Below are 13,039 nucleotides of genomic sequence, written 5' to 3'. Positions count from 1 at the left end.
CGCCGCTCAGCCCGCCGTGACCGACGACGACGGGCGCAGGTGCTCCACCGCCTCGACGCACTGCCGGGCGATGGCGAGCTCCTCCATCGTGGGGATCACCATCACCAGAGTGGACGTCCAGTCGGGGGAGATGATGCGCTCGTCGCGCCGCGACGCGGCGTTGCGCTCCGGGTCGACGGCGATGCCCATGCCCTCGAGGCCGTCGCAGACGGCGGCGCGCACGGCGGCGTCGTTCTCGCCGACGCCCGCGGTGAACGCGATGACGTCCACCCGGCCCAGCAGCGCGGCGTAGGCGCCCACGTACTTCTTCAGGCGGTGGACGTAGACGTCGAACGCGAGCGCGGCCGCCTCGTCGCCGTCGTCGATGAGGCGCCGCAGCTCGCGGAAGTCGTTCACGCCCGAGAGGCCGAGCATCCCCGAGCGCTTGTTGAGCAGCGTGTCGAGCTCGTCGATGCCCAGCTCGGCGTTGCGGGCCAGATGGAAGACGACGGCCGGATCGATGTCGCCCGACCGGGTGCCCATCACGAGGCCCTCCAACGGCGTCAGGCCCATGGAGGTGTCGATCGGGACGCCGCCCGCCACCGCCGACGCGGACGCGCCGTTGCCCAGGTGCAGCACGATCGTGTGCAGGTCCTGCACCCGGCGGCCCAGCACCCGCGCCACCTTGCCCGCCACGTACTGGTGGCTGGTGCCGTGGAAGCCGTACCGGCGCACGTCGTACTCCTTGGCCACCTCCCGGTCGATGGCGTAGGTGTACGCCTCGGCGGGCAGCGCGGAGAAGAAGGCCGTGTCGAAGACGGCGACGTGCGGGACGTCGGACAGCAGCTCGCGCGCCACCCGGATGCCCTGCACGTTGGCCGGGTTGTGCAGGGGCGCGAGCGGGACGAGGGCGTCGATGCGCGCCACGACGTCGTCGTCCACCACGACCGGCCCCGAGAACTCCGCGCCGCCGTGCACCACCCGGTGCCCGACGGCGTAGATGCCGGCGTCCGCCAGGCGCGGGCCGATCTCGTCGAACAGGCCCAGCGCGATCCGCAGCGCCTCGCCGTGGTCCGGCACCTCGAGCTCGCGGCGGGTCCTGTTGCCTGCGAACGTGTGCGTGACGATGCCGGACGCCTCGCCGATCCGCTCGATCGTGCCCGCCGCGATCGCCTCCCCGCCGACAGGGTTGACCAGCTGGTACTTGAGCGACGACGAGCCCGAGTTCAGCACCAGCACGGACCCGTGCGCCCCGTACGCGCTGTACGGGGTGGGGCGCTCGGCCTCGGGGACGATGCTCATGCGGTGGCCTCCTGTGCCTGTGCCCCGAACGACTGGGCCTGGATCGCCGTGATGGCGACGGTGTTGACGATGTCCGCGACCAGCGCGCCGCGCGACAGGTCGTTGACCGGCTTGTTCAGCCCCTGCAGCACGGGGCCGACGGCGACGGCCCCGGCCGAGCGCTGCACGGCCTTGTACGTGTTGTTGCCCGTGTTGAGGTCGGGGAAGACGAACACCGTCGCCTGCCCTGCGACCGACGACTCCGGCAGCTTCGACTTCGCGACCGACGCGTCCACGGCGGCGTCGTACTGGATCGGCCCCTCCACGGACAGGTCGGGCCGGCGCTCGCGGACCAGCCCGGTCGCGGTGCGCACCTTGTCGACGTCCGCGCCCGAGCCGGACGTGCCCGTCGAGTACGACAGCATCGCGACCTTCGGGTCGACGCCGAACTGCGCCGCCGTCGCCGACGACGAGATGGCGATGTCCGCGAGCTGCTCCGCCGTCGGGTCGGGGATCACCGCGCAGTCGCCGTACACGAGCACCCGGTCCTGCAGGCACATGAGGAACACCGACGACACCACGGAGACGCCCGGCTGCGTCTTGACGATCTCGAACGAGGGCCGGATGGTGTGCGCCGTGGTGTGCGCGGCGCCCGAGACCATCCCGTCCGCGAGCCCGAGGTGCACCATCATCGTGCCGAAGTACGACACGTCGGTGACGATCTCCTTGGCCCGCTCCACCGTCATGCCCTTGTGCGCCCGGAGCCTCGCGTACTCCGCGCTGAACATCTCGACGTGCTCGGGGTCGGTGGGGGAGAGCACGGTGGCGGTGGCGATGTCGAGGCCCAGCTCGGCGGCGCGCGCCCGGATCGACGTCTCGTCGCCCAGGATCACCAGGTCCGCGATGCCGCGGGCCAGCACGGTCGACGCGGCGCGCAGGATGCGGTCGTCGTCGCCCTCGGGCAGCACGACGCGGCGCCGGTCGCCGCGCGCGCGCTCGATGAGCTCGTACTCGAACATCAGCGGCGTCACGACGCGCGTGCGCGGCAGGTCCAGGCGGGCCAGCAGCGCGGCGCCGTCCACGTGCTGCTCGAACAGGGCGCGCGCGACGTCGATCTTCCGTGTCGAGGCGACGGTGACGTAGCCGTGCGTCTCGGCCGCGCGGCGGGCGGCCTGGAACGTGTCGAGCGCGGTGGCCACCACGGGCACGCGCGGGCCGAGCGCCGACAGCAGCTGCGCGATCACCCCGCGCGGCACGTAGCCGCCGGTGAGCACGATGCCCGACAGGGACGGGAACGTGGCCGCGGACTGCGCCGAGAGCAGCCCGAGCAGCACGTCGGAGCGGTCGCCCGGCAGGATGACGACGGCGCCGTCGGACAGGTGGTCGAGCACGTGCTCGAACGACATCGCCCCGACGATGACCTCGAGCGCCTCGCGGCCCAGCAGGTCGGCGTCGCCGAGCATGAGCGTGCCCTCCACGGCCTCGGCCAGGCGGCCGACCGTCGGCGCGTGCAGGAACGGCTCCTCGGGGATCGTCCACACGGGCAGGTCGCCGTCGCCCACCAGCGCCGCGGCGCCCGCGGCGAGCACCCGCGGGGGGCACCGGTTCACGACGACGCCCACCGGCTGCGCGTGGTTGGCGCGCAGCTCCGACAGGCTGAGGCGCACCAGGGCGCGCACGTCCTCGGGCGAGCGCTCCCGGCCCGACGCCACCAGCAGCACCGGGGCGCCCAGGTTGGCCGCCACGCGCGCGTTGAACGCCAGCTCGGTGGCGCCCGCGACGTCGGTGTAGTCCGTGCCGACCACGACGACGGCGTCGCACCGCTCCGCGACCGCGTGGTAGCGGTCGAGGATGCGGGCGAGCGCGGCCTCCGGGTCCGCGTGAACGTCGTCGTAGGTGACGCCGACCGCGTCCTCGTAGGTCAGGTCGACGCCGTCGTGCGCGAGCAGCATCTCCAGGACGTGGTCGCGCGCGGCGTCGCCCCCCGCGTCCGACGCCGGCGGCGACGGCACGCGGGAGACGGCCCGGAACACCCCGACGCGCGAGACCTGCCGGACCAGCAGGTCCAGCACGCCCAGCGCGACCGTCGACTTGCCGGTCTCGCCCTCGGGGGAGGCGATGTAGAGAGAGCGGGTCGTGCTCGTCACGCGGCGTCCCCTGTCGATCGTGCGTCCCCTGTCACTCGTTGTCGCCGCCCGTCGCCGCCGCGGCGTCGTACTGGGGCCCGCCGTTCTCGGTGCCCGTCTCACCGACGTCCGGCCACACCCAGTCGCGCACGTCGGGGATGTCCTCGCCGTGCTCGCGGGTGTACTGCCGGGCCGCGAGCCGGGCGTCGACCATCTCCTGCCGCAGGCCCGCGTACCGCGAGCGCAGGGCCGGCACCCGGTCGATGACGTCGACCACGAGGTGGAACCGGTCGATGTCGTTGAGCATCGCCATGTCGAAGGGCGTCGTCGTGGTGCCCTCCTCCTTGTACCCGCGCACGTGGATGTTGGCGTGGTTGGTGCGGCGGTACGTGAGGCGGTGGATGAGCCACGGGTAGCCGTGGTAGTTGAAGATCACCGGCTTGTCGGCCGTGAACAGCGTGTCGAAGTCCTTGTCGGACAGGCCGTGCGGGTGCTCCTTCTCGTCCTGCAGCCGCATGAGGTCGACGACGTTCACGACCCGGACCTTGAGGTCCGGGATGCGGTGGCGCAGGATGTCGGCCGCCGCGAGCACCTCGAGCGTGGGCACGTCGCCCGCGGCGCCGAGCACGACGTCCGGGTCCTCGCCCTCCACCTCGGTGCCGGCCCACTCCCAGATGCCCAGGCCGCGCGTGGAGTGCGCGACCGCCTGCTCCATCGTGAGGAACTGCGGCGCCGGCTGCTTGCCCGCCACGACGACGTTCACGTACTGGCGCGAGCGCAGGCAGTGGTCGTAGGTGGACAGCAGGGTGTTCGCGTCCGGCGGCAGGTACACGCGGACGATCTCGGCCTTCTTGTTCACGACGTGGTCGATGAAGCCAGGGTCCTGGTGGCTGAAGCCGTTGTGGTCCTGGCGCCACACGTGGCTGGAGAGCAGGTAGTTGAGGCTCGCGATCGGCCTCCGCCACGGGATGTGGTTGGTGACCTTGAGCCACTTGGCGTGCTGGTTGAACATCGAGTCGACGATGTGGATGAAGGCCTCGTAGCTGGTGAACAGGCCGTGCCGCCCGGTGAGCAGGTAGCCCTCCAGCCAGCCCTGGCACTGGTGCTCGCTCAGCTGCTCCATCACCCGGCCGGCGCGGACGAGGTGCTCGTCGACCTCCGGCGAGAAGTACTCGGCGTTCCACTGCTTGCCGGTGACGTCGAACGTGGCCTGCAGGCGGTTGGACGCCGTCTCGTCCGGGCCGAAGATCCGGAAGTTGTCCGGGTTGCGGCGGATCACCTCGGTGAGGAACTGGCCCAGCACTCGCGGCGCCTCCACCGCACCGGCACCCGGCGCGGGGACGTCGACGGCGAAGTCGCGGAAGTCGGGCAGGCGCAGGTCGCGCAGCAGCACGCCGCCGTTCGCGTGCGGGTTGGCGCTCATGCGCAGCTCGCCGGGCGGGGCCAGCTCGCGGATGTCGTCGAGGATGCGGCCGTCGTCGTCGAAGAGCTCCTCGGCCCGGTACGACTTGAGCCACGTCTCCAGCACCTGGAGGTGCTCGGGCGTGTCCCGCGCGCTCGCGAGCGGCACCTGGTGCGCGCGCCACGAGCCCACCGTCTTCTTGCCGTCGATGTACTCCGGGCCCGTCCAGCCCTTCGGCGTGCGGAACACGATCATGGGCCAGGCCGGGCGCGCCATGTCCACCCCCTCGACGGCGGCCTGCGCCTTGATCGCGGCGATCTCGTCGAGCACCTCGTCCAGCACCGCGGCGAAGCGGCGGTGGATCGACTCGTGCGACTCGTCGGAGCCGTCGGCCACCTCGAACCAGTGCGGCTTGTGCCCGTACCCGACCATGAGCGACTCGAGCTCGTCGCGGCCGATGCGGTCGAGGATCGTGGGGTTCGCGATCTTGTACCCGTTGAGGTGCAGGATCGGCAGCACGACGCCGTCCTGCGCGGGGTTGAGCAGCTTGTTCGAGTGCCAGCTCGTGGCGAGCGGGCCGGTCTCGGCTTCGCCGTCGCCCACGACCGCCGCCACCAGCAGGTCCGGGTTGTCGAACACCGCGCCGTACGCGTGCGAGAGGGCGTATCCCAGCTCGCCGCCCTCGTGGATGGACCCGGGCGTCTCGGGGGCGACGTGGCTCGGGATGCCGCCAGGGAACGAGAACTGGCGGAACAGGCGGCGCACGCCGTCGGTGTCCTCGGTGATGTCCGAGTAGAGCTCGGAGTACGTGCCGTCCAGATACGTGCTCGCGACGAGGCCGGGGCCGCCGTGGCCGGGGCCGGCGACGTAGACCGTGGACTGCTCGCGCTCCTTGATCACCCGGTTGAGGTGCGCGTACAGGAAGTTCAGGCCCGGCGTCGTGCCCCAGTGGCCCAGCAGGCGCGGCTTGACGTGGTCGCGGGTCAGCGGCTCGCGCAGCAGCGGGTTGCCGAGCAGGTAGATCTGACCGACCGACAGGTAGTTCGCCGCCCGCCACCACCGGTCGATCCGGTCGATCGTCTCGGCCGAGAGCTCGGTGCCGGCGCCGGCGCGCCACGGGGTGGGGCTGACGGTCGGGGTGGTCGTGGTGCTCATCACACGCTCCAGAGGCTCGGGGAAGGCCGGCGCCTTCATTCCACCGCACCCGGTGCGCGAATGCAGCACGACCGGCGAGGTCAGAGGGCGTGACGTCGATCTGGCGCCGTGTCAGGTGCCCGCGGCGCACGGATTCCTGGGGTGGGGCCCGGGCCGATTACGGTGGTGCCGTGCCCAGCCCCCAGCCCGCCCGCAGGTCGTTCTGGGCGGTGGCCGTCCAGCCCCGCATGATCGGGATCCTGCTCCTCTTCCTGCTCGCCGCCGCCGTGTGCGGTCGGCTCGGCGTGTGGCAGCTCGACCGCGCCTACCAGCGCGCCGAGCTCGCCGCCCAGCAGGAGGCGGCGGAGCAGGCGTCGCACGGGCCCGAGGCGCTGGGCGACCTGCTCCCGCCGCAGACGTCGTTCCCCGGCGAGCTGGTCGGCACCGAGGCGTGGGTGACGGGGGAGTACGAGCCCGAGGGGCAGATGCTCGTCGCCGGGCGCGCGCTGGACGGCCGCACCGGGTACCTGGTGCTCACGCCGCTGCGCGTCACCGACGACGGCACTGGCGGTGCGTCGTGGGCGGACCTGTCCGGGCCGCCGGTCCTGCCGGTCGTGCGCGGGTGGGTGGACTCTCCCACCCCGGACGCCGCGTCGCTCGACGTCCCCGACGGCGAGGTACGCGTCACCGGCTGGCTGCAGGCGTCGGAGTCCGTGCAGGAGGGCACCGAGCCGCTCCCCGACAACCCGGACGGCCCCCCGCTCACCGACTCCATCTCCACCGGCGCGCTGGTCAACACGTGGGGCGGGCCGATCTACTCCGGGTACGTCGTGCTCACGACGTCCGACCCCGCGCAGGCGACCGCCGCCGAGGGCGGGCCCGCCTTGCTGCCGCGCCCCGTGCTCGAGGGCAGCGACGGCGTCAACCTGCAGAACCTGTTCTACGCCCTGCAGTGGTGGGTCTTCGGGCTCTTCGCGGTGGTGCTCTGGATCCGGCTCGTGCGCGACGAGGCGGCGGGGACGAAGCGCGGCCGCACGCACGACGACTCCGACGACCCCGTCGGCACCGGCATCGCGGGGCTGCCCGGCTGACCCCCTCGTGATGTCGGGGGCGGCTGCTTGGCTGTCGGCATGGCGAGCATCGACCTCAAGTGCGAGCCGCGGTACCGCTACCGTGCGACGACGACGCCCGCGATGGTGACGGTGCCGCCCCGCCCGTTCCTCATGGTCGACGGCGAGGGCGACCCGAACACCGCGCCGGCGTACCGCGCGGCGGTCGAGACGCTGTACCCGCTCGCGTACGCGCTGCGGGCGGCGGTCAAGGCCGCCACGGGCGACGCCTACACGGTCATGCCGCTCGAGGGGCTGTGGTGGGCGGACGACATGAGCACGTTCAGCGTGGCCGCCAAGGACGAGTGGCGCTGGACGCTGATGATCAGCCTGCCGGACGCCGTCGAGCAGGTCGACGCCGCCGACGTGCTGGCGCGCGCCGTCGCCGCGAAGCGGCCCCCGGCCGGCGACCGCGTCCGCCTGGAGAGCTACGCCGAGGGCGACGCCGCGCAGGTGCTGCACCGCGGGCCGTTCGCCACCGAGCCCGCGACGATCGGACGGCTGCACGCGTTCATCGACTCCGAGGGGCGGGCGCTGCGCGGGCGGCACCACGAGATCTACCTGTCCGACCTGCGCCGCACCGCGCCGGAGAAGCTGCGCACCCTGATCCGCCAGCCCGTCGCGCCGAGGTAGTACCGAACCCGATTTCGGTACTACCTCGGCGCGGGGTGGACTACCTCGCGCTCACTCGTGCTGCCAGCTGTGCCAGAGCCTGGCGTAGTCGCCGCCGGCGGCGACGAGCTCGTCGTGCGGGCCGATCTCGGTGATGCGGCCGCCGTCGACGACGGCGACGCGGTCGGCGTCGTGCGCGGTGTGCAGGCGGTGCGCGATGGCGACCACCGTGCGGCCGGTGAGCACGGCGTTGAGCGAACGCTCCAGGTGGCGGGCGGCCCGCGGGTCGAGCAGCGACGTCGCCTCGTCGAGGACGAGCGTGTGCGGGTCGAGCAGCACGAGCCGCGCGAGCGCGACCTGCTGCGCCTGCGCGGGCGTGAGCGTGTGACCGCCCGACCCGACCGCCGTCTCCAGGCCGTCGGGCAGCGCGGCCGCCCACGACGCGGCGTCGACCGCCCCGAGCGCGCCCCACAGGGCGTCGTCGGTGGCCGACGTGTCGGCCAGGCGCAGGTTCTCCGCCAGCGACCCGACGAACACGTGGTGCTCCTGGGTGACCAGCGCGACGTGGTGGCGCAGGTCCTCCAGCGGCAGCTCGACGAGCGGCACGTCGCCCACGGTGACCGAGCCGCCGGTGGGCGGGTGGATGCCCGCGAGCATGCGGCCCAGCGTGGACTTGCCCGCGCCGGAAGGTCCGACGACGGCCAGCCGCTCGCCGGGGGCGAGGTCCAGGTCGATGCCGTGCAGCACGTCGTGGCCCTCGCGGTACGCGTACCGCACCGACCGGGCGCGGACGTCCTCCGACGACGGCACGGCGGTACCGGCGGTCCGGTCCGGGCCGACCAGCCCGACGCCGACGACGCGCGCCAGCGCGACGGCCGCGACCTGCAGCTCGTCGAGCCAGAACACCAGGTCGAACACCGGGCCGCCCATCTGGTGGCCGTACATCGCGATGGTCGCGACGGTGCCCACGGTGGTGAGGTCCTGAGACACGAGCCAGCCGCCCCAGAGGATGACGACGATCGGCGCGATCGCGACCGCCGCGTCCAGGGCCGGGATGAGCCGCAGGCGCAGGCCCAGGGTGTACGACTCGGCGTCGAACGCCTCGCGCAGGTCGCGGTCGATGCGCCGGCGGATGCGGGCGCCGAGGTGCAGGGCGTCGGTGGTGCGGGCGCCCTCGACGGACTCGGTGATGGAGCCGTTGATCGCGGCGTAGGCCGCCGACTCGCGCAGGTAACCCGGCGTCGCGCGCCTGAGGTACCAGCGCGTGGCCACGACGATCAGCGGGACGCCGGTGAGCAGCCCGACCGCCACGAGCGGGCTCGCGAGGAACGACGCGACCAGCGTGAGCAGGATCGTCACGACGCACACGAGCACCCGCGGCACGCCGAACCGCACGGCGTGCTGCAGCTTGTTCACGTCGTTGGTGGTGCGCGCGACGAGGTCGCCGGTGCCGGCCTTCTCCACCGTCGACAGCGGCAGCCGGGTCACGGCGTCCATGAACTCCTCGCGCAGGTCGGCGAAGACCCGCTCGCCGAAGACCATCGACAGGCGCTGCGCGTACCGCGTGATGACGGCCTGCGCGACGACGGCGCCGACGAGCACCATCGCGAGCGAGTCGACGGCGGACAGCGTGGTGCCGTCGGCGACGAGGTCGATGATCCGCCCCAGCAGGAACGGGCCCGCCAGGCCGGCCAGCGCGGCAAGGGTGTGCAGCACGGCGACGCCGCCGAGCTGGCCGCGGTGGCGCCGGAACAGGCGGCCCACCGTGCGGTTGACCTCGGCGCGGTCGGCGATCGGCAGCAGGTTGGGGTTGGTGGTGCTGCTCATCGTGCCGCTCCTTCCAGGTCGGTGTCGGTCAGCTCGTCGGACTCGTCGTCGGCGTCCTCCGCCATGCTCCGGCCGACGACGGCGCGGTACGCGGCGCCGTGGGCGTCGCGGCGGGCCAGCAGCTCGGCGTGCGTGCCGGACGCCGCGACCGTGGCGTCGTCGTCGAGCAGCACGACCTCGTCGAGGTGGTCGAGCACGAGCGGGCTCGCCGTGACGACGAGCGTGGTGCGGCCGCGACGGACCTGAGCGACCCGCTCCGCGATCCGCGCCTCGGTGTGGGCGTCCACCGCGCTGGTGGGCTCCACGAGGACGAGGATCTCCGGCTCGGTGAGCAGGGCCCGCGCGAGCGCCACGCGCTGCCGCTGGCCGCCCGACAGGGAGCGGCCCTTCTCGGGCAGCTCGCCGGCGAGGCCGCCGGGCACGCTGTCGAGGACGTCGTGCGCGTCCGCGGTGACCATCGCGGCCAGCAGGTCGGCCTCGGTGGCGCGGCCGCGCGCGTCGAGCGCCTCGCCGAGCACGCCCGAGAACAGGTGCGGCGTCGCCTCGGAGACCACGACGCGGTGGCGCAGCGCCTCCTTGTCGAGGTCGGCCAGCGGCACGCCGCCGAGCCGGACCGGCGTGCCGGCCTCGGCCTCGTCGTCGAGCCGCCCGAGCCGCGTCGCGACGCGCGCCGAGGCGTCCGGGTCCGCGCTGACGAGGCCCAGGACGCGGCCCTCGCGCAGCACCAGGCCGCTCGTCTCGTCGGCGAGCTCGGCGCCGGCGGGCGGCGCGTCCGTGGGCGTCGCGGTCGACGGCGTCGCCTCGGTGACCCGCAGCACGTCGAGGATCTTGCGCGAGGAGATGACGGCACGGATGACCATCTGCAGCATCTGCGTGGCCATCTGCACCGGCCAGGCGAGGAACGCGGCGTAGCCGTAGAACGTCACGAGCTGGCCGCTGGTGATCTCGCCGCGGACGGCGGCGCGGGCGCCGAGCCACAGCACGAGCGCGGCGAGGAGCCCGGGCAGCAGCACCTGCAGGCCGTCGAGCACCGACTGCAGCACGGCGACGCGCACGCCCTGGTGCCGCACCTCCTGCGACTGGCGGGCGTAGCGGGCGGCGAACTCGTCCTCGCCGCCGATGCCGCGCAGGATGCGCAGGCCCGAGACGGTGTCCGCGCCGAGCGACGTCAGGCGGCCCGTGGCCTCGCGCTGCGTCGTCTGGCGCGACTGCAGCGGCTTGATCAGCAGGCCGAGGACGGCCGCCACCGCCGGGATGCCGAGCGCCAGCACCAGGCCGAGCTGCACGTGCTGCGACAGCATGATCACGACGACCACGACGTACGCGATCACGCCGCCGGTGAACCGGCCGGCCATGGAGAACATGTCGCCCACGCGCAGGGCGTCGTTCGCGACGGCGGAGACGACCTCGCCGGTGGGCAGCTTGCGCGTGATCGCGTGCCCCGCGCGCGAGGCCTTGTAGCCCACGAGCTGGGAGAACGACAGCGACGCCCGCACCCAGTTCTCGACGTCCCAGATGTGGTTGAAGATGCCGGCCACGACGATCACGGCGGCGGCGCCGAGCATCGCTCCGCACCACGCGAACAGGGGGCCGCCGAAGCCCTGCGACAGCCCCTCGTCGATGGCGCGACCGATGAGCAGCGGGGCCGCGGCCGACGCCAGCATCGCCACCACGCCCGCCACCAGCGACTTCGCGAGCACATCGCGCTGACGCCACCCCTGCCAGGCCAGCAGCCGGGCGGGGGACGTCAGGGGAGGGTTGCCCACGTCGGGCAAGGGAAGAGGTCGCACGAGGATCCAGCCTACGAACGCCCGCCGACACCGGGCCACGGAATAACCGCATCGTTTCGCGCCTACGATGCTGGGGTGAGCACGCCGCAGCAGACCCCCGCCCCGCAGCCCTCGTCGACTCCCGCCGGCGGCGCCAGCCAGGCCCAGGCCGAGGCCGCCATCCGCAAGGCGCGCGGCGCCCTCAAGCGCTACCGGTTCATGGCGATCCTCACCGGTGTGATGCTGCTGATCCTGTGCGTCGAGATGTTCTTCAAGTACGTGGTGCCCGTCGAGGTCGTCATCGACTACATGGGCTGGGTGCCGTTCGCGCACGGCTGGATCTACGTGGTCTACCTCGTCACGGTGCTCGACCTGTGGTCGAAGATGCGCTGGGGCTTCGGCCGGCTCGCCACGATGGTGTTCGCCGGCGTCGTGCCGGTGATGTCGTTCATCCTCGAGAAGCGCGTGCACGCCGACGCCGACGCCAAGCTCGCGGCGCTCGCGGAGCGGTACGCGGCATGACGTCGCTCGCCCCGCTCGTCGCGCCCGGCCCGGAGCTCGACGCCGCGCGCCTCGCCCGGTACGCCCGGCACCTGCCGCTGCCCGGCGTCGGGCCGGAGGGGCAGCGTCGGCTCGCCGCCGCGCGCGTGCTCGTCGTGGGGGCGGGGGGCCTCGGCAGCCCGGCCCTGCAGTACCTCGCGGCCGCCGGGGTGGGCACGCTCGGCGTCGTGGACGACGACGTCGTGGACCTCTCCAACCTGCAGCGCCAGGTGGTGCACGGCACGGCCGACCTCGGCCGGCCCAAGGTGGAGTCGGCGCGCGACCGGCTCGCCGACCTCGCGCCCGACGTCGAGGTCGTGGCCCACCCCGCGCGCCTCACCCCCGAGAACGTGCTGGAGATCGTGGGCGGGTACGACCTCGTGCTCGACGGGGCGGACAACTTCCCGACCCGCTACCTCGTCTCCGACGCGGCCGAGATCCTCGGCGTCCCGGTCGTCTGGGGCGCCATCCACCAGTTCGACGGCCAGGTCGCCGTCTTCTGGGGCGCGCCGGTGCTGGACGACGGCGCCCGCGAGCGCGGCGTCACCTACCGCGACGTCTTCCCCGTGCCCCCGCCGCCGGGCACCGTGCCCGACTGCGCCACCGGCGGCGTGCTCGGCGCCCTGTGCGGCACCGTCGGCTCGGTCATGGCGACCGAGGCGGTCAAGCTGATCACGGGCGCGGGTACCACGCTGCTGGGCCGCATCGCCGTCTACGACGCGCTCGAGCTCTCGTGGCGCCAGCTCGCCGTCCGCCCCGACCCCACGCGCGAGCCCGTCGCCGGGCTGCTCGCCGACGACGCCGCGTACGCCGCGTTCTGCGGGCTGCCCGCCCCGGCGGGCGGGTCGGCCGACGCCGGTACCGGCACCGTGAGCAGCGGGCTCGGCCCCGCCAGCATGAGCGCCGCCGACGCCGCAGCGCTGCTCGCCGGCGACGCCCCCGTGGCGATCGTCGACGTCCGCGAGGACTGGGAGGCCCAGGCGCTCCCGGTCGCGGGGGCGCGGCTCGTGCCGAGCGGCGCGTTCTTCGGCCCGGACGGCGCGGACGTCGCGCGCGCGGAGCTGCCCGCCGACCGGCCCGTGCTGCTCGTGTGCGCCGCCGGCGCCCGCTCGGCCCGCGTCGCCGACGTCGCGCGCGCCGCCGGCGTCGACGCCCGCTCCGTCGAGGGCGGCGCCCCCGCCCTGCTCCTCGCTTCGCCGAGATAGAGAAGGCTCCTCGCCGAGATAGAGAGGGCACGGACCGTAGCCGGCTACGGTCCGT

General features: G+C 73.6%; 9 protein-coding genes. 4 read left to right on the top strand and 5 right to left on the bottom strand.

Annotated features, from left to right (window positions below; translation table 11 throughout):
• Positions 1-6: 6 nt before the first annotated feature.
• Genes ACQP6G_RS12555 through ACQP6G_RS12545 form a run of 3 tightly spaced genes read right to left on the bottom strand, consistent with a single transcriptional unit; the run spans position 7 to position 5,943 of the window.
• Positions 7-1,281 carry an acetate/propionate family kinase gene (locus tag ACQP6G_RS12555; protein ID WP_429764662.1) on the bottom strand — a complete coding sequence of 425 codons (1,275 nt, stop codon included), beginning with the start codon at positions 1,279-1,281 and terminating at the stop codon, positions 7-9.
• Complete coding sequence (gene pta / locus ACQP6G_RS12550) at positions 1,278-3,407, bottom strand: phosphate acetyltransferase (RefSeq protein ID WP_429764661.1); 2,130 nt, start codon at positions 3,405-3,407, stop codon at positions 1,278-1,280. The genes ACQP6G_RS12555 and pta overlap by 4 nt, the downstream gene beginning before the upstream one ends.
• A gap of 31 nt (positions 3,408-3,438) precedes the next feature.
• Positions 3,439-5,943 (bottom strand): phosphoketolase family protein, encoded by a 2,505-nt coding sequence (locus ACQP6G_RS12545; protein ID WP_429764660.1) that lies wholly within the window; start codon positions 5,941-5,943, stop codon positions 3,439-3,441.
• A gap of 170 nt (positions 5,944-6,113) precedes the next feature.
• On the opposite strand from ACQP6G_RS12545, the gene ACQP6G_RS12540 reads away from it, so the two are divergent.
• Both ACQP6G_RS12540 and ACQP6G_RS12535 read left to right on the top strand, forming a co-directional pair.
• Positions 6,114-7,013, top strand: a complete 900-nt coding sequence (locus ACQP6G_RS12540; protein WP_429764659.1) for an SURF1 family protein — start codon at positions 6,114-6,116, stop codon at positions 7,011-7,013.
• 39 nt (positions 7,014-7,052) lie between these two features.
• Positions 7,053-7,664, top strand: a complete 612-nt coding sequence (locus ACQP6G_RS12535) for a GyrI-like domain-containing protein (RefSeq protein ID WP_429764658.1) — start codon at positions 7,053-7,055, stop codon at positions 7,662-7,664.
• Positions 7,665-7,715: 51 nt separating this feature from the next.
• Here the strand turns inward: ACQP6G_RS12535 and ACQP6G_RS12530 are convergent, their stop codons facing one another.
• Together ACQP6G_RS12530 and ACQP6G_RS12525 are read right to left on the bottom strand one after the other, a co-directional pair.
• Positions 7,716-9,470, bottom strand: coding sequence for an ABC transporter ATP-binding protein (locus ACQP6G_RS12530; protein ID WP_429764657.1), 1,755 nt, complete (start codon positions 9,468-9,470; stop codon positions 7,716-7,718).
• On the bottom strand, positions 9,467-11,260 hold the full coding sequence (locus ACQP6G_RS12525; RefSeq protein ID WP_429764656.1) for an ABC transporter ATP-binding protein: 1,794 nt from the start codon (positions 11,258-11,260) through the stop codon (positions 9,467-9,469). Before ACQP6G_RS12525 ends, ACQP6G_RS12530 begins: the two co-directional genes overlap by 4 nt.
• Before the next feature lie 75 nt (positions 11,261-11,335).
• Between ACQP6G_RS12525 and ACQP6G_RS12520 the strand changes: the two genes are divergently transcribed.
• Positions 11,336-11,761 carry a DUF3817 domain-containing protein gene (locus ACQP6G_RS12520; RefSeq protein WP_429764655.1) on the top strand — a complete coding sequence of 142 codons (426 nt, stop codon included), beginning with the start codon at positions 11,336-11,338 and terminating at the stop codon, positions 11,759-11,761.
• Positions 11,758-12,984: a ThiF family adenylyltransferase gene (locus ACQP6G_RS12515; RefSeq protein ID WP_429764654.1), complete on the top strand. Its 1,227-nt coding sequence runs from the start codon at positions 11,758-11,760 to the stop codon at positions 12,982-12,984. Before ACQP6G_RS12520 ends, ACQP6G_RS12515 begins: the two co-directional genes overlap by 4 nt.
• The last annotated feature ends 55 nt before the right edge of the window (positions 12,985-13,039 follow it).

This window comes from Isoptericola nanjingensis (assembly GCF_050311635.1).
Classification (GTDB): Bacteria; Actinomycetota; Actinomycetes; order Actinomycetales; family Cellulomonadaceae; genus Isoptericola; species Isoptericola nanjingensis.
The sequence above is the reverse complement of the archived record's forward strand: the minus strand, read 5'-3'. Positions and strand labels throughout refer to the sequence as shown.